Below are 20249 nucleotides of genomic sequence, written 5' to 3'. Positions count from 1 at the left end.
TAGGAGTCATATAAATGAATACGTCACCAATTATAGATATTTTTCAAACCTTTTTTTATAAAGGGGTTATGATTTTAATGCCGGTTGCCGGCGTAAGTATGATTGTCGTTATTATCATCGCTGTCATTATGGCGATGATGCAAATTCAAGAACAAACGCTGACGTTTTTACCGAAAATGGCGAGTATTGTACTCGTTATTATCATTTTAGGTCCGTGGATGTTTCAAGAATTAACGACACTTATTTTAGATTTATTTGATAAAATTCCATCGCTATTGCGTTCGTACTAAGATAGGTGGACTGAAATGAATATGGAATTATGGGCGGCGACGTTTTTTGCGTTTTGCCGCATTACTTCATTTTTATATTTTTTACCGTTTTTCTCAGGTCGATCCATTCCAGCAATGGCGAAGGTTACATTTGGGCTTGCTCTTTCCATTACAGTTGCCGATCAAGTTGACGTCTCTCACATCAAGACAGTTTGGGACGTTGCAGCTTATGCAGGAACGCAAATTGTAATTGGATTATCGCTTTCAAAAATTGTAGAGATGCTGTGGAATATACCGAAAATGGCTGGGCATATTTTAGACTTTGATATCGGTTTATCACAGGCAAGTTTGTTTGATGTAAATGCAGGTTCACAGTCTACTTTACTATCAACCATTTTTGATATATTTTTTCTCATTATTTTTATTTCACTTGGCGGCATTAATTATTTCGTTGCCACGATTTTAAAGTCGTTTCAATATACAGAGGCGATTTCAAAATTGCTGACGACTAGTTTTTTAGATAGTCTACTCGCAACGTTATTATTTGCGATCACATCAGCGGTTGAAATTGCTCTGCCGCTCATGGGAAGTTTGTTCATCATTAACTTTGTTTTAATTTTAATCGCAAAAAACGCTCCGCAATTAAACGTTTTTATGAATGCGTACGTTATTAAAATTACGTGTGGTATTTTGTTTATTGCGATGAGTGTACCGATGCTCGGTTATGTGTTTAAAAATATGACGGATGTATTGCTTGAGGAATATACGAAACTATTTAACTTTTTCTTAACGAAGTAGGGGGACGCGCATGGCAAAGGATAATAAAACAGAAAAGGCCACCCCGCAGAAGCGTAAGAAATCGCGTGAAGAAGGGAATATTGCCCGTAGTAAAGATTTAAATAATTTATTTTCCATTCTTGTATTAGCAGTTGTCGTTTATTTTTTCGGAGATTGGCTCGGTTATGAGATTGCAAACTCTGTAGCGGTGCTGTTTGATCAAATTGGAAAAAATACAGATTCGACCGAGTATTTTTATTTAATGGGTATTTTATTACTAAAAGTATCAGCTCCAATATTAATACTCGTATATGCTTTTCATTTATTTAATTATATGATTCAAGTCGGTTTCTTATTTTCTTCTAAAGTCATTAAGCCGAAAGCGTCACGTATTAACCCGAAAAACTATTTTACAAGATTGTTTAGTCGTAAAAGTTTAGTAGATATTTTGAAATCACTGTTTTATATGGGATTAATCGGTTACGTCGCTTACGTTCTCTTTAAAAAGAATTTAGAGAAAATCGTTAGTATGATTGGATTTAACTGGACTGCGTCACTTACTGAAATTATTAGGCAAATTAAATTTATCTTTTTAGCTATTTTAATTATATTAATCGTTCTTTCTATTATTGATTTTATTTATCAAAAATGGGAGTACGAACAAGATATTAAGATGAAAAAAGAAGAAGTAAAAAGAGAGCATAAAGATAATGAAGGGGACCCACAAGTAAAGGGGAAACGAAAAAACTTTATGCATGCGATCTTGCAAGGGACAATTGCGAAGAAGATGGATGGTGCAACGTTTATTGTAAACAACCCGACTCATATTTCGGTCGTACTTCGTTACAATAAACAGCTTGATGCGGCGCCAATTGTCGTTGCAAAAGGGGAAGATGAGCTCGCATTATACATACGAACGCTTGCCCGAGAACAAGAAATACCAATGGTGGAAAACCGTCCGCTTGCTCGTTCTTTATATTATCAAGTCGAGGAAGATGAGACGATTCCAGAAGATTTATACGTAGCTGTAATTGAAGTTATGCGCTATTTAATTCAAACGAATGAGCTTGAAGTATAATAGCGCGGTTGGAGGAGATCTCTTGTGTTTAAGATAGATTCTGCAAGAACTTATTTTTCTATCTTTTTAGCAGCGTCATTCGTAGTGGCGCTCTTAATTCCACTTCCACCATTTATACTTGATATCGTTATCGTTTTTTTACTAAGTATGTCAGTGCTTATTTATATGCGAGCAACAAGTATTAACGAGTGGGATGAATTAAAGTCATTTCCGACGATGCTGTTATTAATCGGGATTTTCCGCGTATCGATTAACGTATCGACGACGCGAGCGATTTTGACAGACGGAAATGCGGGGCATGTTATTGAAGAGTTCGGTCAGTTTGTAATTGGCGGGAACTTATTAATTGGTATCGTTATTTTTATAGTATTAATTATATTCCAGTTTATCGTTGCAAACGGTGCATCTCGTACAGCTGAAGTTGCAGCTCGTTTTACACTTGATTCTTTACCCGGGAAACAAATGTCGATCGATGCGGATTTAAACCAGCGTATTATTACTGAAAAAGATGCACAGGCAAAACGAAAAAAATTAAATATGGAAACAGAGTTTTACGGGGCGATGGATGGTGCCGGGAAGTTCATTAAAGGGGACGTTATTTTCGGGATTGTCATTTTATTCGTAAACATTATTTTCGGTTTAATTGTCGGCATGATGCAGCAGGGGATGAGTTTTGCTGATGCAGCTATTCACTATACACAGTTAACTGTCGGTGACGGAATCGTAAACCAAATCGGTTCGTTAATGCTTGCGATTTCAACAGGTATTATCGTAACGCGTGTATTTGATGGTTCAGCGGATACAGTAACAGAAGGTATCTTTAAAGAGTTATTAGCACATGAAGTTGTTGTATATGCGCTTGGTGGTTTATTTATTGCGATGGGTATTTTCACTCCGCTACCGTTTCTACCATTTGCTCTTGTTGGTGGAACAATTATTTTCTTAGGAATTCGTAATAAAAACCGAATAAAGAAAGAAAAAGAAGACGAGCTTCAAAAAGAATTAGAAATGATTCAAGGCGAAGATGAGCAGCTGCAACAAGTGGAAGATTCATTCGGAGTATTTACAGATAAATATCCAATTATAGTAGAACTCGGTTTAGATTTAGCAGCCCTTGTAAAGCAGAAAATTAACGGGGAAACAGCTCGTGATAAAGTTGTTTTAATGAGGAAGTCGATTATTACCGACCTTGGTATTAACGTTCCTGGCATTAACTTTAAAGATAATACGAGTTTTAGACCACGTGGACGTTACATTATTCGTATTAAAGGTGCGAAGGCAGCTGAAGGTGTTTTAAAATCAGGTTATTTATTAGCATTGAAAACACCGAATGTAATGGCCGATTTAGATGCAGAACCAGCGAAAGATCCCATTTTCGGTGAAGATGGATATTGGATTTTAGAGCATATGGTACAAGATGCACAAATGAAAGGCTATCAAGTATTAGAGCCGCTTAGCATATTAATTACACATTTAGATGTTATCGTTAGACGTAATCTTCATGAGTTAATTCAGCGTCAACATGTAAAAGACTTAATTAACTCGCTTGAAAATGATAACGGTGTTTTATTAGAAGAAATTAAGAAGAAAGAAATCGACTTATCACTCGTTCAAAATGTTATTAAACAATTGTTAAAAGAGGGTATTTCTATTCGTGATTTACCAACTATTATCGAAGGTATTATTGACGGAAAAGAAATTTATCAAAATCATGTAGACGGTGTAACGTCATTCGTCCGTGAATGTATTTCAAAAGTGATTTGTGAAAATGCAAAAAATCCTGACGGTAAAATTTATGCGGCGCTCTTCTCAGATTCAATCGAGTTAGATGCGGATGTTGTAAATAATTCATACCAAGGTTACTTATTAAACTGGGATTTAGATTTAGAAACACGTGTTGTTGAACAAGTACAGCGTGTCTTTAAACAAGCTCGTTTAATGGGAAGAGAACCAGTATTATTAACGCGTAGAAAAGATTTCAGATTTGCGATTGTAAGACTTCTTGAGCGTTATCAAGTAGAAGCGCAAGTACTTTGTATTAGCGAATTAGCACCGGAAATTGTTGTAGATCAAATTGCCTATATTGAATAGTAGGGGGTGAAGTAATGGAAAGTACAGAAAAGAAAGAAGCGTTAATGCGAATAAAAGCAGCTTCGAAAAATGAATTGTATCGAAAGTTATTTGACCAATATGGTACAGATTATTATTACGTTGTCGATGAAAGTGTAAAACGAAATATCCCGTTTTTTTGGAAAAAGAATTATGAAATGTTAGTTGCTTTTCCAGAGGATAAACAGGAAGAAGTGAATGAAGGCACAGCTCAATTTCATGAACAACTAATGGATGTTGTAAATGATCATTCAGAACAAATTGTGAAGGCGAACGGAATTCAATCGGTACTGCACAATTTAGAAAACGTGACGACTTCTATGTCATATGCGGCGATGCAAACAGGAAATAGTGAAGAATGGACAAGAAAGAAAGAGAAACTATTAAAGCTGTTTGAAAAAGGTATCGTCGTTGTGAAACAGACGGAAGAGACGAAAGTAACGGAAAAGCAAAAACCTGTGAAAAAAGTCGTTCCCGTTAAGAAAGAAGAAGTTGTTGTAAAGAAAGAAAAGCAAGAATCTGTACCTTTTATTATTCAAAAGGTAATTCGCATGCTAGAGCAAAACGATGTAGAACAATATTTCATTCATGCATATGCTGAAAAGTTAAAAGTGAAGTTTGAGAATGCAACGATGATTACAGAAGAAGAAGTGATCGGATACATATTGGAAGATATGAGATCTCATTTCAATACGGAAAACGTTTTTGAAAAAGAAGTGCAAACAATTGCATTAATCGGTCCAACTGGAGTTGGAAAAACGACGACTCTTGCGAAAATGGCATGGCAGTTTCACGGTAAGAAAAAAACGGTCGGTTTTATTACGACAGACCATTCACGCATCGGGACAGTACAGCAACTGCAAGATTACGTCAAGACAATTGGATTTGAAGTAATCGCTGTACGTGATGAAGCTGCAATGACAAGAGCACTTACGTATTTTAAAGAAGAAGCGCGCGTCGATTATATTTTAATTGATACAGCCGGAAAAAATTATCGTGCGTCAGAAACAGTAGAAGAAATGATTGAAACGATGGGACAAGTAGAGCCAGATTACATTTGTTTAACGTTATCAGCTTCGATGAAAAGTAAAGACATGATTGAAATCATTACGAATTTTAAAGATATTCATATTGATGGTATCGTATTTACGAAATTTGATGAAACAGCAAGTAGTGGTGAATTATTGAAAATTCCAGCAGTATCATCGGCTCCAATTGTATTAATGACAGACGGACAAGACGTGAAGCAACATATACATATCGCTACAGCTGAACATTTAGCGAAACAAATGTTGCAAACATCATAGAAAAGAGGTGAAGGATAAGGCAACTGCCTTATTCAAACGAATATGAACGGTCTTTATATAGGTTCTATGGGTATGATGAATTACATGCAGCGCATTAATGTTCATTCGAATAACGTTGCAAATGCTCAAACGACAGGATTTAAAGCAGAAAATATGACTTCTAAAGTGTTTGATGTACAAGACACATATCGCCGCGGAGATGGGGCCGTGACAAATATCGGTTCGACTGATTACGCTGTAGTACCAGCCGCAACGCATGTGAACTTAGTACAAGGAAATATACAAATGACAAATAGTGATACAGATTTCTTTTTAGATGATGGAACTGCTGGCACAGCTTCGTTTTTCGTTACATCTAAAAATAATGAAACGTTTTTAACGAGAGACGGTAGTTTTACATTAAATAGTGATCGTTACCTGCAAACAACTTCAGGCGCTTTCGTAATGGGAGAGAATAATGAACGTATTCGTATTCCAGAAGGAGCAAAAGTAGCTGTACAAGCAGACGGTACGTTATATGATGCAGTAACACAAAATAATATTGCCCGCCTGCAAACAAAAACAGTAGGTGCAGAAGCGAATAATCGTCTCGTACAGAGAGAGAACAAAAGCTTTACACTAGCAGAAGGAAACATTGCTGATTTACCGAACGGAGCAGGGACAGTAAAAAATCATATGCTAGAAAATTCAAATGTAGATATGACGAAAGAGATGGCTGATCTTATGACGGATCAAAAAATGATTCAAGCATCACAACGCGTTATGACTTCATTTGATAAAATTTATGAAAAAGAAGCGAATGAAATATTGAGATAAGAGACTTCCCATAGCGGAAGTCTTTTTTTATTATTGCTTTTATTACAGTTACATCATAAAATGATAATGATTATCAATATCGTTTTATGTTTTTTCATAAGAATGGAATTTCATAATGACAGCAACATTGCTTAACTAGGTAAATTAAAAACAAGGGGATGGTGTGTATATGTCTACAAAGAAACAACTTTGCATTGGGTTATGTTTAATTTCTAGCAAGAAAGAAGAAGATAGTCTATTTGATTCAGGAATTAACGAACAAGTAGAGTTAGCGAAACGGGCAGAAAAGGCTAAGTTAGATTTTGTTTTCAAAGCAGATTATTTAGTGGCCCACCCAGATTTAATCGCTCGTAATAAAGGAAATGTCATTTTGGATCCGACGTTACTATTTACTGCTATTGCTTATGCAACAGAAAAAATTGGAGTCGTTACGACTGCTTCAACTTCGTTTTATCCACCATATATATTAGCGAGGCAATTACAATCTTTACACTGGATTAGTAACGGCCGAGTAGGCTGGAATATTGTTACATCCATTGACGGCGCTGAAAACTTTGGTGAGGAAGTGATGCCATCATCAGAGGAACGATACGCGAAAGCAGCAGAATGTACAGCGTTAGTAAGAAAACTTTGGGGAAGTCATCCTAATGAAGTATTGAAAGTAGATAACCCTGATGTGATTAGAGAGATGGTAAAGCCTATCGAGCATAATGGTGAATACTTTGATGTGAAAGGGCCACTTAATATTCCGCAGCATATGTCAGGGGAAATGCCGTTATTCCAAGCAGGTGCTTCAGAGTCAGGCCGGAATTTCGCTGCTTCTGTTGCGGATGCAATTTTTGCTGCAACGCCGGATGTAGAGGCCGGAATGGAACTGCGTCAAGATTTAAGAAGAAGAGCAGAACAGCATGGCCGTAACCAAGATGATATACGCGTATTACCTGGATTATATTTCTTTATAGGTGATACATATGAAGAAGCGTTAGAAATGCATAGGCAAGCCCATCAACATCTCACAAAAGAGAAGAGATACTCGTTACTCGAAATGGTTCTCGGATTAGATGCTAGAGGGGTTCCACTAGAAAGTAAGATTACGGAAGAGATGCTGCCAAGTCGGGATCAAACTGTTCGGAGTAAAACACATGCAGAATTATTGCGGAACTACATTATTAAAAATGAACCAACTGTTGAACAAATACTAGAACGACCAGAAGTTGTTGGATCGGCTCATTGGGTTGCGGTTGGTACAGCGCAAGACGTTGCGAAACAAATAATGGATAGATTTGAGGCAGGAGCGTTAGATGGATTTATTGCTATTCCAGGAGGACCGCCAAAGTCACTAGATCTATTCTTTAGTGAAGTTATTCCTTCATTCGTGAAGGCCGGTGTATTTAGGCAAGAGTATACAGGTTCTACTTTACGAGAGCATTTAGGGGGGAAGTCACCAAAAACTTTGCAGTTAAAATAAGTAGAATAGTGTGTAGAAAAAGCCTTTCATAAGAAGGCTTTTTATTTTTGGTATAAATTTCGGAATTATCAATTGACTTTGTAGGTCTGTTTTTTTATATTAGTAGGTATAGTAATAACTACTAATATACATGCATCGTTTTTAAATGAGAGTTATATAGAATGTGAGGGATTACTGATGGATGAAATTATAAAGGAATTACAAAAGTTAGGTTTTTCTCAGTACGAATGTAAAGCGTATATTGGCCTATTAAAACATTCCCCAGTAACTGGGTATGAGGTGAGTAAACAAACAGGGGTACCTCGTTCGATGATTTATGAAGTGCTCGGTAAATTAATGGATAAAGGAGCGGTGCATATCGTTCCGTCAGAACCTGTGAAATATGTACCAGTACCAGCTACCGAATTAATGAATCGAATGCGAAAAGATTTTGAGAAGTCCTTTGAATTTTTAGACGAGAAATTAAATTATTTAGAGCAAGAGCGACAAATAGATGTAATTTCGCATATTCGTTCAAATGATCGTGTCTTAAAAGAAATATGCAATATAATTAATAGGGCGAAGGAAGAGTTATGGATTTCTGTATGGGAAGATCAAGTGCATGAAATTGAGCCATATATTCGTCAAAAGGAAGAGGAAGGTGTACATATATTTTCAATCTTATTTGGCGCTCCCAATACAAAAATAGGCGCGACGTTTCACCATAATTATATGACACCCCATGTTGTTGAAAAGAGAATGGGTGGTCATTTAACTGTTATTGCTCGTGATGGAGAGGAAGTATTAATTGCGAACTTCTCAAATGATAGCACTTCATGGGCCGTTACAACGTATGACCCAGCACTAGTTCTTGTTGCTACAGAGTATGTGCGGCACGATATTATGGTGGAAGAAATCACGAAGGAATTTGGGGCGGATAAGTTAGATACGTTATGGCGTGAAAATATAGATTTAGTTCATGTCGTAACAGGGAAACGAACTTTAGAAGGAATGGAGGGTGATAGAGATGAGTAAAGCTCAGGCACATGTAGCTTTGCAGAGCGATGATACATTTCAGCAAGGAGTAAAAGATTGTTTACCAACTGTATTTGGTTATTTAAGCATCGGCATAGCAGCTGGTGTAATTGCAAAAACAGCAGGTTTCTCCATTATTGAAATTGCGTTTATGTCCACTTTAATTTATGCAGGTTCTGCCCAATTTATATTAGCTGGTATGTATGCAGCTGGTGCTCCTGCTTCAGCAATTATTTTCACCGTCTTTTTTGTTAATTTACGCCACCTTCTAATGAGTGCTGCCCTTGCACCATACTTTACGAAACTTCCGCTATTAAAAAATGTAATGATCGGTTCTCAAATTACAGATGAAACGTTCGGCGTTGCAGTGCAGCATGCAGCGCAAAAAGGATATGTAGGTGACAGGTGGATGATGGGGTTAAATGTCACAGCATATTTAAATTGGATTCTTGCTACTATTATTGGCGGGTTATTTGGTGAGTGGATACCAGATCCACATACGTACGGGATGGATTATGCATTACCAGCGATGTTTATCGGATTATTTGTACTTCAGCTCATCAGTAGTAAACCGAAACTTGCAATTCATCTTACTGTTGCAATTGTAGCGATGATGATTGCATACGTTTCACACTTATTTATGCCAGATAGTATAGCGGTTATTATCGCAACATTACTAGCTGCGACGATTGGAGTGGTAATTGAAAAATGGAAATGAGATTAGACGTACTATTACTTTTACTAGCAGCAGGAGCTGTCACACTCGTGCCACGTATTTTACCTCTACTCGTATTTAGCAAACTACAAATTCCAGACTGGGGTTTAAAATGGTTAAATTACATACCAATTGCGATATTAGCATCACTTTTAGCACAAGTATTATTTATGCATGAGACGGTGCAGTGGGATTACCTTATCGCAGCAATTCCAACATTTCTTGTAGCAATATATACTCGTAGTTTATTAGGCACAGTATTAACGGGAGTGATTGTGATTATTTTGTTACGTTTCTTTTTCTAAAAAGGATTACGCTCATATAATAGCGAAAGGTGTAATAACATGAAAAATATAGGGGTGGTGTTATGATACTTTTAACGATAGGAGCAATTTTGTTAACGTTGTTTATTTTCTTTATTATCGGCTTTATTACGTTTATGATGTTTGTTGATAGGGCGACACCTCAAATTTATTATTCACCTTGTGAATCAGTGACAGTGAAATCTAAAGGTAAACATAGAAGGAAGAAAAGTTGAATGTTGGCTTTTCTTCCTTTTATTTTATCTGATTTTTCTGTATAATTTAAGTTAGTTATTTAACTAACTTAAAAGGTGGTCATAGAAATGGCAAAGCCGAATGTTGTTAATAAAGAGAAGTTACTAGAATCAGCAAAAGAAATTATTGCAGAGCACGGGATGGAAAAGTTGACATTAAAAGCAGTCGCAGAAAGTACTCAAGTTACACAAGGTACCGTATATTATCATTTTAAAACGAAGGATCAATTACTACTTGAAGTGACTGGATCGTTTTGTAAAGAGTCTTGGGAACAAATAGGAAAGGATGTACAGTTAGAAAAGGCTTTGCAGTCTGCCGAAAGTAGATGTGTGAAAGATTCAATGTATCATCATTTGTTTTTTCAATTAGTAGCTAGTGGATTACAAAATGATGCAATGAAAGATAAAATTGGTGAACTGTTACATTATGAAAATGAAGAATTAACAAAATTATTAAATAAAAAAATAGGAGATAGAATGGCATCACAAATTTCAACTGAAACGTGGAGCGTTTTATGTAATGCATTAGTTGATGGATTGGCATTACAAGCCTTATTCAATCCATCTTTTTCCAGATACAAAGTATATGGTGATTTGCACCTGCTATTGGAAAAGTTTATAGAGCTACAAAAAGGAGGTAATGGTAGTGAATACTAAACTTTGGCTCACTATTTTATTTTCTATTGGGATTTGGTTTGTTGCCTCAGCATTCTTTGTTGTCTTTGGTTCTTCAGTCTTATTAGAATACACTTCAAATAGTTTTTTTCTACAAATGGCGTTGCTTGAATTAGGGACAGCTATAGCTTTATATTTTGTAATGTGGCTATATCAAAAACTGGATACTTCGAAATATGCAGTTATTAAGTTAGGTATATGTGGTACAGCAATCGGTTTAATTTTAGATTCTTACATCTTATATAATTCTTCTCGTATATTCTCACAATTATCCTCACAGCAAATCATATCATTTACCATTTGGATGGTTATTGCTTACGCTTTTTATTTACTAATTCCTTTAGTCATGGAACGAAAAAAACTGTTATAAAGAAGGTTTTATCCTCTTTATAACAGTCACATCCCCGAAAGAACTAACAAAAACAGCCCAAATAAAAAACTCATAAAGGAAAGAAAACCTATACATATTGAGAACACACGACTATTTCTCCATTCGCGCCAGAAAACGATACATCCTAAAATACAAAGAAAAAACCAAATGGGCAGGAATAGGAACTCGCTAACTTTCTCGGGAAGTAACGCATAAAAAGTTGATAAATATAAGATCCAATTTGTAAAAAATAAAATGTAAACGATAATAGATTGTAAGTAGGGACGTTTGGAAAACTCCCTCTTTTTTACGGTTACAAAAATGATAGTTAGCGCTGAGAAAAAGACAATGAGTATGAAAATCAGTAAGAGTAATGTAAGTGTCATTTAACTCTCCTTTATAAGAGTGTTTTTTACAAGAAATGAATCTATTAAATTGTATGCTTGATTTGTAGAGTGCCCGTTATATTTTTCAGTGTACGGATTTAGAAATCCATGTTCACCGTGTAGTTGTTGTATTTCTAGTAAAGGATTTTTTTGTTGTTGCAATGATTGGATTAAAGAGGATACTGAAAAACTAGCTTCTTTTTCAGGGAAAATAAGTAAGGTAGCACATGTTGGTTTCATATGAATATAGTCACGTATACGGGAACCGTAACATCCAATAATAAAATCTATTTTCGGATTGGTACTACATAGCCATGAGATGGTAGCACCAACACTAAAGCCGATAAGTCCAATATGTGTGTAATTACTAGAAAGATGAGTAATGAATTCTTCAATTTGCTTTTTTCCATCTTCAAATCCAATATGATTCATAAAAAAATGATATGCTTTTTCTTCATTACTATAAGGAAATGCATGTTGTGATTGTAGCAGATTAGGACAGAATACATCTATATGAGATGAAGTAAAGTGATGGATAACGTGATGCATATGGTCGTTCACACCATATATTTCATGAACAGCAATGAGAGCTAATTTTTTCTTCATCGTTATAAAGTACCTCTATGAAACTTAAATTCTTTTTCAACAAGGCAGATGCGCAGGTGGAAGTTTTTGTACCATTGCTCACGACCTCTTTTTTTCGCTTCTTTATGTAAGGCGTTCTGTTTCCAATTTTCAATTGCCTCAAGTGATTTCCAATAAGAAATTGTGATTCCGAGCCCTGAATGATCTCGTGCACTTTCTACACCTAGAAATCCGGGTTGCTGCTTTGCAAGTTCCTCCATTTTTTCAGCAACGGCACTATAGTCTGTTGTATCATTTGATAAATTAGAAGTGAATATAACAGCATAATAATGACTTGTTTTTTGTGAAGTATTTTTCATATACAATCCTCCTTTTCATATAGTTTAGCATGTAATAAATAGAAAAGAAGTCATGGGTTCTTATTAATATTTCGTTTTTTTTATTGTCACTTGAATGAAGTAAGATGGTTTCTATATTGATGTTCGAAATTTTATTATCACTAAATATAAAAATCTTTATATATAAATGTTTAAAATAGGAAAAAATCACATATTTTGTTAACAAAACATGTGATTTATATTAGAATAATACGTGTAAGGTATATTTATATAATATGTTAATAAATTTTATTGAAGGAGGTGACCTCTTTGCACAGTAGGATAAAAGAAAATAAAAAAATATTAAATGTATTTATAGTTGTTATGAGTTTATTCTTGCTGTTATCTCAGTTACAGTTTTTAAGTCCGATTGATAAGGCAACGGCAGCAGTTACAGATGCAGAAGGGTTTGATACACCTACTTATCAATCTATTCATAAAGGTGATATGTATTCTACTGGGAATGTGAATTTAGGTATTAAAGCTACTGAAGCTCAGAAGAAAACGGCGTTGTATTCGGATATAACATCTATTTATGGGACAGCACCAAATGGTTATATACGTGAACTAATTGACGTGGACGATGATCCAATGACTACAAACTCATCTAAGGCATACATTCCTGTTCCAGAAGATGCTGAAGTTGAATGGGCGGGACTCTATTGGAGTTCAACACGTTACGAATTAACGCAACAGCAGTATGTAGCACCAATTAAGTTTACTACTCCGGTAGGGAAGAGCTTTCAAGTAAAACCAAGTAATACGTATTACGGAAGTGGTTTGCTTTATGGTTTTGGTATTGATGGTACTTATTATTCTAACTATGCAGATGTTACAAAGCTTTTACAGTCTTCTAATTCAAAAGGAGGAAGCTATACTTTAGCAAATATCCCTTATCCAAATACAAAACTTGCGTATAATTCTGGATATTATTCTTTTGCCGGATGGTACATGTTAGTAATTACAAAGGATAAGTCAAAAACAAGAAAAGCATTTACTGTTTATGATGGTGGATTGAAAAGAGCTACTGGATCTGGTGAAAAAGAATTCACGGTGAAAAACTTTCTTGCTTCAAAAACTGGAGATTTAGATCCAAAAGTTTCTGTTTTCGCTGTCCAAGGTGATAGATATTGGCAAGGTGATAAACTTTTTGTTCATACAGATAATACTTGGAAGGAAGTTACTGATAAGCTGAATCCAACAGGTAATATATTTAATTCCACTATTTCTGAATATGAGGAACATATGAGAGATAAGTATCCAGCTACTTTTAATCCCGATTATAAAAATAATTTAGGGATTGATGCAGATTTAATTAGGTTACCAGCAGGATATATTAAACCAGAGCAAAAGGAAATACGCCTAAAAGCTGCGACATCTGGTGATGACTATGTATTAAACACATTAGCCTTTGCTGTAAATGCAACAGCGCCAGAGCTTGTAATCGATAAGGAAGTAGTAGATGCAAAAGAAAAATACGAGCCAGGTGATGAAGTTACATATCGTTTAAGGGTGAAAAACATTGAACCGAATTCGAGTTCTGTTGATACAAAAATTGAAGATGTTTTAAATTCGCGTCTAGAATTTGTGCCGAATTCGGTGAAAATCATTTCTGGCCCGAATGCTGGAAATCAAACAGAACAGGTTGACTATGATGCAAAAACAAGAAAGTTAACAATAAGAATAGGTGAAGGAGCAAATGCTACAAAAGGTGGAATCTATACGGATAAAACACCTGAGACAACCATTGAATTTAAAGCGAAATTAAAGGGAGAAAAGGTAGAAACAGAAATTCCCAATATCGCTGTGGTTCAAGGGATTGATGAGTTAACAGGAAGTCAGGTTGAAGCTAATGGTTCTAATAAAGTAGTAGTTAAAGTATTACCCGAACGAGAAGAGAAACCTGGGAAGTTAGTAGCTACTAAACTAGCTAAAGATATAAACGGTGGTACGCTGAAAGTTGGCGACAAATTAGAGTATACAATTCATACTAAAAATAGTGTGCCAGATTCTCTCTTAAAATCTGTTAAAATTACGGATAAACTCCCTGAAGGAGTAGAATATGTTCCAAATACGTTGAAGATAAACGGGAAGGAACAAACGGATGTTGAAGATGAAGATCATGCACATATAAAAGATGGAACGATTTATGCTCATCTCGGCGACCTTAAAGGTGAGGAAGAGAAAGCAATTACGTTTGAAGTTGTTGTAAAGCCGGAGATGGCAAATAAGAAAATAAAAAATATAGCAATAGTTGAGACGGATAGTTCGAAAGATAAGGAGAAACCAGAAGTTGAAACACCGGTTGACCCGTTGTCTGGACAACTAGAATCGAAGAAAGAGATTGTTGATAAAAGGCAAGAAAAATTTCATGTCAATGATGAATTCGAGTATCAAATTAAAGTTCGAAATAAGGTGGAAAATGGGCTTATTAAAGATATGCGTCTAATGGATAAACTTCCTGAAGGAGTAGAATATGTAGCCGGTAGTATGAAATTGAATGGAAAATTATTGACAGATGCAATTGACGAAGATGAAGGATCGTATGAGGATAACACGATCAAAGTAAACTTTGGTGACGTACTTGATACAGAAGAAAGAACGGTAACTTTTAAAGTGAAAGTTACGCAAGATGCATTAAAAACTAAAGAAATTGAGAACATAGCAGTTGTTGAAGGGAAAACACCAGATAATGAAGATTTACCTCCACAAAAACCGAATGTAAAAACGAATGTGGAAGCAAAGGAACCTAAAGTAAGAAAGATGGTTTCGGATGCAGATGAAAAAGAAGTGGAAAAAGCGACATTACAAAGTATAGATGAAGAGTTTACATGGCATGTAAACTATAATTTTGGTAATGATGTTATGAACCTTGAAAAAGTGGTATTGCAGGATGACTTAGAAGATGTTTTAACTATCCTACAAGTACGACTTGTAAACAGCGATGGAGAAGAAATAGAAGTTATACCGCAAATTGATGAACAATTAAAGAAAGTAAGTATTGAGTTACCGAAGCAGGATGGAAATTATGATTATCTTGCGAATCAATCGTATACAATGCATATTAAGTCAAGACTAAACGATAATGTAAATGCAGATATACTAACGAAACATAAAGAGAATAATGGTATTCCAAATAAAGCGGAGTTACTGTTTGATCAGAGGAAATCCATATCAAATGAAGCATTCGTAGTACCACCAACATTAGGGAAGTTTGAGATTGAAAAAGTAGATGCGAACGATGAAAATCTCAAATTAGAAGGCGCAGTATTTGAAGTGATAAGTAAAGATGGACATACAGTATGTACATTAACAACTGATAAAAATGGTTTAGCAACTTCAACTCCATTAATAATTGGGAAATATACATTAAAAGAAGTACAGGCACCAAAAGGATATATGTTGATGAGAGAGCCAGTAGAAATAGAAGTGAAGTCTGGAATGGATTCACAAAAAATAAGAGTAGTAAATAAGAAGAGTGAATTTGTTATTCCAGAGACTGGTGGAATAGGGACAATTATTTATTATGCAATTGGTGGAATATTGATGTTGGTTACATTGTTCCTCTTTGTTAGAAAGAGAAACAATGAGAGATAGAAATAACAAAAGTAATGAAAATGATAGGGAGTGGACGACAATGAAAAAGATTTTTAGTTTATTTTTAATCTGTATGTTAGCTTTTTCAACGTTATCTAACATAATTGTTAGTGCGGAATCTAGGAGTACAGGTACTTTAACGATTCACAAGTTTGAACAAAGTAAAGGTTCTAAAACAACTACAGAAGGTAATGGGAAAGAAGGACAAACTGTTCCAGAAGATGCAAATCCTTTAGAAGGTGTAACTTTTGAAATTAAACGAATTGAGTCATTTGAAAAAATTTCAAATGATGGAACTGTTATAAAAGAAGATGCAAAACCAGTAAAAGACGCTGCAATAACAAAGGTAACAAACACAAAAGGGGAAGCTGTTTTTACAAATCTTCCGCTAGGACGTTATGAAGTAAAAGCAATTGAAGGTCCAAAACATATTGCGTTGGATAAGACTACTTTTATTGTCGATATTCCAATGACAAGTGCAGACGGTAAAGATTTAAATTACGATGTTCATATTTACCCTAAAAATGAAACAAAACGTGGTTCAGTAGAATTCGTAAAAAAAGGTGAAGCCGGTAAAGTATTAAAAGATGCAGAGTTCCATTTATTTAAAAAGAATAAGGATGGAACTAGTACACAAGTTAAGACACCGAGTTCATTAGTAACAGGTGAAGATGGTAAAGTTCGTGTTGATTCGCTAGAATATGGGGATTATTATTATTTTATTGAGCATAAGGCTCCAACAGGTTATTTAACTAGTAAAGAGGAGCGTCCTTTCTCTATTAAGGAATCTGGTGAAGTAGTTAAGCTGGATGATATAAAGAACTATAAAGAACCTACCATTACTAAAAGTATAAATAACGGTTCAAAAGTAGCTGGAATTAATAAAGAGACAGATTATACGTATGATATTAAAACACTACTTCCTGAAGATATTCAATCATATAAAAAATATGTTGTAACAGATATTTTAGATGATCGTTTGGAAATAAAAGGCCTACCAATTGTTATGGTTGATGGAAAGAAAGTTGAAGATGATAGTGTAAAAGTAGTTGTAGAAGGCCAAAAAGTAACCGCTACGATTGAAGATTTTTCAAAAATAAATGGAAAAGAGCTTCATTTACAAATTACTGCAAAAATTAAAAGTGATGTTGAATCTGGAGTGAAAATTCCAAACAAAGCAGTACTTGATTTTGTAAACAAAGATGATGTTTCATCAGAAAAAGATGGAAAGCCATCTAATGAAGTGGTGGTCACACCGACAACGGGAAATATTAAAATTGAAAAAGTTGATGGTAAGGATAAGACGCTTAAATTAGAAGGTGCGAAGTTCCAATTACAAGATAAAAAAGGTAATGTTATAAAAGTTAATGGGAAAGAAATGAATGATATAACAGATGCAAATGGTATTATTACATGGAATGAAATCCCGTACGGTGAATATCAAATTGTTGAGACGGAAGCACCAAAGTATAAAGATAAAGACGGTGCAGTCGAACACTATCAAAAGTTAAGAGATCCGATTGATATTACGATTGATGAAAAACATCAAACAATAGAGCTACAAGTTGAGAATAATAAGAGCGGTTGGATTATTCCAGCAACAGGTGGTATGGGTACAATTCTCTTCACAGTAACTGGTCTTTTATTAATGATGACAGCAGCGCTTATTTTCTTTAGAAAGAAACCTGTTAAGAATTCTTAATTGATATCTTTATAATAATTGAGTTTAGTAAAGAGGAAAGGCATATTGCTTTCCTCTTTTCCACATTTTATCCGTAGTGAAAGAGGCTATTATGAAACGAAATATAATTTTTGGAAGTATTTTTTTACTAGGATTAAGTATATTTCTCTATCCAACTGTAAGCAATTGGTTTGCAACAAGAACACATTATTCAGAAGTAAGTACGTATGCTGAAGCGATAAAGGGGCTGGAGCAGGAAGAGATTAATCGTAAAGAAACAGAAGCACAAGAGTATAATAAGAAAGTTCAAAATACGACGCAGACATTTTCGGATCCGTTTCATGAAAATGGTGAGGAGAAAAAAAGTTCCCATGTAGATGTGCTAAATATCGGCGAAATTATGGGATATATAGAAATTCCGAAAATAGATGTGAACCTTCCAATTTATCAAGGAACGGCGGAAGAAGTGCTAAGCCGTGGAATTGGGCAATTAAATGAATCCTCATTACCGGTAGGTGGAGAAAATACACATACAGTTTTAACAGGACATCGAGGTTTACCCTCAGCGCTTATGTTTACCCATTTAGACAAAATTGAAAAGAATGATGTGTTTTATATTCATTCGTTAGATAAAGTACTTGCTTATAAGGTAGATCAAATAAAAATCGTATTACCAAATGAAACAGAAGATTTATTAGTTGTACAAGGACAAGATTACGCAACATTAATTACGTGTACCCCTTATGGAGTGAACACGCATAGGTTACTAGTGAGAGGACACCGTGTTCCATATGATGCTGAAGAAAAAGAAATGATTACAAAACCTTTCATTTTAGAAGATTGGATGATCGTTTTTCCTATTGGTATTATTTGCATTGTCCTTCTAATAATCTATTTAAAAAAACGAAAATAGTATGTATTGTGTGGTGAGTGTGTGAGAAGGGGAGTTATAAGCGTAGTATTGTTTCTTACAGGATTATCTCTATTTATATATCCAATGATCGCTAATTATATAAACAAGTATGTGTATAAGACAGAAGTGATACGTTATGAAAAAATGGTTGATGATTTAAAAGTAGAAGATGTTAATGAGAAGTTTCGAAAGATGGAAACATATAATAAATCGTTAGGGAAAACTACTTTCAAAATGAGTGACCCATTTGTACAGGATGATGAAATAAGTACGGAACCGTTAAATTTTATAAACAAAGATGAAATATTTGGTGCGATTTCTATTCCAAAAATAAATGAGGAGTTGCCAATTTACTTAGGAGCAAGTCAAGAAAACTTAAGTAAAGGAGTAGGGCAAATTGAAGGGACTTCATTACCGATTGGTGGGAAAGATACACATGCTGTATTGGCAGGACATCGTGGATATCACGGGGCAACGATGTTTCGTCATCTTGATCAGTTGAGTGATGGAGATGTATTCTATGTAAAGGTATTTGGAAAGCAGCAAGTGTATAAAGTAATTGGCCGTGAAATTATTTATCCAAATCAAGTGGATAAATTAAATGTAATAAAAGGAAAAGACAAAGTTACACTGCTTACGTGTGAACCATATACATCAAGTAAATATCGTTTGTTAGTGTATGGGGAGCGAGTAGAAGCAAAGCAAAATGAAATTGAAAGACAAGACAAAAGTATAGTAGATATGAGGAGGTATGAAACAAGAGATTTATTTGAAAAACTGGCTTTTGGCATAGTAGGTCTCATTGTAATTTGTATAGGGTTGTACGGTTTATTAAAAAGGAAAAACAAGTGATGCAGCATATAATAAAAGAAAATGCCACTTCAAAAGTCGAAGTGGTATTTTTTATATTTCCTCTAAGCTATTAACTGGAACAGTTAATTCGCGTTTTGGATTTGTTACTTCATATATGCGGGCGGTTTCGTTGCTTTCATCGACGTGTTGAATCATAACAGGCATGCCTTGAAAACTGACATTGGCTTCTTCAGATGACTCGGAAAGCTCTTTTGCACGTTGTATATTCATTTATATTCCTCCCATCATTATTATCTTTGCAAAAAAGGAGGAATAATATACCATTTCGAGACATTTTTAAAGTTTTTGTATTATTTGTAATGTTTCTTTAATAAATGAAGAGAAGATGGAATCAGGATAGCTATCTATCGCTTGAACTGCTTCTTTTGCTTCTTTCAAGGCAGATTTTTTATCTTGAAGTTCTATATAGCAAAGGGCACGATAAGATCCAGCTGTTAATAACCACGATTGATCAAGTGGATGACTCATATAATCCGGTATGATAGCACGATCTAATACTTCTAAAGCTTCCTTGTAATGTTTTAAACCATACAGAGATTTTCCTTTTTCAAGATAATACAGTCCATCGTCTTGAAAAATTGGTATATCTTTTAGTTTTTCTCGGAATTGTTCTAAATGTGCTAATGCAATTGTATATTCATTCGTAACGGTGTTATAGTAATAAGCTTTTAATATATCTATAT

The 20249-nt window shown here is 34.9% G+C and carries 22 protein-coding genes; 17 read left to right on the top strand and 5 right to left on the bottom strand.

From position 1 onward, the window contains the following. Positions 1–14: 14 nt before the first annotated feature. The 13 genes from DN394_RS17950 (at position 15) to DN394_RS17890 (ending at position 11154) form a co-directional block, all read left to right on the top strand. Positions 15–290 carry a flagellar biosynthetic protein FliQ gene (locus DN394_RS17950; RefSeq protein ID WP_001098085.1) on the top strand — a complete coding sequence of 92 codons (276 nt, stop codon included), beginning with the start codon at positions 15–17 and terminating at the stop codon, positions 288–290. A 15-nt stretch (positions 291–305) separates the two neighbouring features. Next, positions 306–1067: a flagellar biosynthetic protein FliR gene (locus DN394_RS17945; RefSeq protein WP_001055697.1), complete on the top strand. Its 762-nt coding sequence runs from the start codon at positions 306–308 to the stop codon at positions 1065–1067. Between the two features lie 10 nt (positions 1068–1077). Further along, entirely contained in the window at positions 1078–2124 is a 1047-nt protein-coding gene (gene flhB / locus DN394_RS17940; RefSeq protein WP_149294062.1) for a flagellar type III secretion system protein FlhB, read from the top strand. A gap of 24 nt (positions 2125–2148) precedes the next feature. Beyond that, a complete protein-coding gene (gene flhA / locus DN394_RS17935; RefSeq protein ID WP_098084411.1) occupies positions 2149–4215 on the top strand; it encodes a flagellar biosynthesis protein FlhA in 2067 nt (688 codons plus the stop codon). 14 nt (positions 4216–4229) lie between these two features. Next, the gene (flhF, locus tag DN394_RS17930) at positions 4230–5540 is read left to right on the top strand and encodes a flagellar biosynthesis GTPase FlhF (RefSeq protein ID WP_149294061.1); all 1311 of its coding nucleotides are present in this window, start codon (positions 4230–4232) and stop codon (positions 5538–5540) included. Between the two features lie 42 nt (positions 5541–5582). After that, positions 5583–6356, top strand: a complete 774-nt coding sequence (locus tag DN394_RS17925) for a flagellar basal-body rod protein FlgG (RefSeq protein WP_149294060.1) — start codon at positions 5583–5585, stop codon at positions 6354–6356. Positions 6357–6525: 169 nt separating this feature from the next. Then, complete coding sequence (locus tag DN394_RS17920; protein WP_149294059.1) at positions 6526–7824, top strand: NtaA/DmoA family FMN-dependent monooxygenase; 1299 nt, start codon at positions 6526–6528, stop codon at positions 7822–7824. 177 nt (positions 7825–8001) lie between these two features. After that, positions 8002–8838 carry a TrmB family transcriptional regulator gene (locus DN394_RS17915; RefSeq protein ID WP_149294058.1) on the top strand — a complete coding sequence of 279 codons (837 nt, stop codon included), beginning with the start codon at positions 8002–8004 and terminating at the stop codon, positions 8836–8838. Beyond that, the gene (locus DN394_RS17910) at positions 8831–9556 is read left to right on the top strand and encodes an AzlC family ABC transporter permease (RefSeq protein ID WP_149294057.1); all 726 of its coding nucleotides are present in this window, start codon (positions 8831–8833) and stop codon (positions 9554–9556) included. Before DN394_RS17915 ends, DN394_RS17910 begins: the two co-directional genes overlap by 8 nt. Then, positions 9547–9858: an AzlD domain-containing protein gene (locus DN394_RS17905; protein ID WP_149294056.1), complete on the top strand. Its 312-nt coding sequence runs from the start codon at positions 9547–9549 to the stop codon at positions 9856–9858. Before DN394_RS17910 ends, DN394_RS17905 begins: the two co-directional genes overlap by 10 nt. A 62-nt stretch (positions 9859–9920) precedes the next feature. After that, positions 9921–10091: a DUF3951 domain-containing protein gene (locus DN394_RS17900; protein ID WP_089170749.1), complete on the top strand. Its 171-nt coding sequence runs from the start codon at positions 9921–9923 to the stop codon at positions 10089–10091. Between the two features lie 87 nt (positions 10092–10178). Next, positions 10179–10766 (top strand): TetR/AcrR family transcriptional regulator, encoded by a 588-nt coding sequence (locus DN394_RS17895; protein ID WP_149294055.1) that lies wholly within the window; start codon positions 10179–10181, stop codon positions 10764–10766. Beyond that, entirely contained in the window at positions 10756–11154 is a 399-nt protein-coding gene (locus tag DN394_RS17890) for a DUF5367 family protein (RefSeq protein WP_149294054.1), read from the top strand. Before DN394_RS17895 ends, DN394_RS17890 begins: the two co-directional genes overlap by 11 nt. Positions 11155–11180: 26 nt before the next feature. Here the strand turns inward: DN394_RS17890 and DN394_RS17885 are convergent, their stop codons facing one another. The 3 genes from DN394_RS17885 to DN394_RS17875 are packed head-to-tail and all read right to left on the bottom strand — an operon-like array spanning position 11181 to position 12484. After that, entirely contained in the window at positions 11181–11540 is a 360-nt protein-coding gene (locus tag DN394_RS17885; protein ID WP_098705245.1) for a hypothetical protein, read from the bottom strand. Next, the gene (locus DN394_RS17880; RefSeq protein WP_098705244.1) at positions 11541–12146 is read right to left on the bottom strand and encodes a dienelactone hydrolase family protein; all 606 of its coding nucleotides are present in this window, start codon (positions 12144–12146) and stop codon (positions 11541–11543) included. A 2-nt stretch (positions 12147–12148) separates the two neighbouring features. After that, positions 12149–12484: an antibiotic biosynthesis monooxygenase family protein gene (locus DN394_RS17875; RefSeq protein ID WP_098705243.1), complete on the bottom strand. Its 336-nt coding sequence runs from the start codon at positions 12482–12484 to the stop codon at positions 12149–12151. Positions 12485–12772: 288 nt separating this feature from the next. Here DN394_RS17875 and DN394_RS17870 point away from each other — a divergent pair, with 288 nt between their 5' ends. The 4 genes from DN394_RS17870 (at position 12773) to DN394_RS17855 (ending at position 19545) form a co-directional block, all read left to right on the top strand. Beyond that, positions 12773–16099, top strand: coding sequence for an isopeptide-forming domain-containing fimbrial protein (locus DN394_RS17870; protein ID WP_149294053.1), 3327 nt, complete (start codon positions 12773–12775; stop codon positions 16097–16099). A gap of 40 nt (positions 16100–16139) precedes the next feature. Then, on the top strand, positions 16140–17801 hold the full coding sequence (locus DN394_RS17865) for a SpaH/EbpB family LPXTG-anchored major pilin (RefSeq protein ID WP_098705254.1): 1662 nt from the start codon (positions 16140–16142) through the stop codon (positions 17799–17801). A 91-nt stretch (positions 17802–17892) separates the two neighbouring features. Further along, the gene (locus tag DN394_RS17860; RefSeq protein ID WP_149294052.1) at positions 17893–18693 is read left to right on the top strand and encodes a class C sortase; all 801 of its coding nucleotides are present in this window, start codon (positions 17893–17895) and stop codon (positions 18691–18693) included. 21 nt (positions 18694–18714) lie between these two features. Then, a complete protein-coding gene (locus DN394_RS17855; protein ID WP_179953653.1) occupies positions 18715–19545 on the top strand; it encodes a class C sortase in 831 nt (276 codons plus the stop codon). A 51-nt stretch (positions 19546–19596) separates the two neighbouring features. On the opposite strand, the gene DN394_RS17850 is transcribed toward DN394_RS17855, so the two are convergent. Continuing rightward, on the bottom strand, positions 19597–19776 hold the full coding sequence (locus tag DN394_RS17850; protein ID WP_001025736.1) for an H-type small acid-soluble spore protein: 180 nt from the start codon (positions 19774–19776) through the stop codon (positions 19597–19599). A gap of 66 nt (positions 19777–19842) precedes the next feature. Then, a partial coding sequence (locus DN394_RS17845; protein ID WP_370458315.1) for a tetratricopeptide repeat protein occupies positions 19843–20249 on the bottom strand: 407 nt, incomplete at its 5' end.

The sequence above is a fragment of the Bacillus sp. BB081 genome, from assembly GCF_008368895.1.
GTDB lineage: Bacteria > Bacillota > Bacilli > Bacillales > Bacillaceae_G > Bacillus_A > Bacillus_A wiedmannii.
Note: the sequence above shows the minus strand (reverse complement) of the source record. Positions and strands in the feature narration are given on the sequence as shown.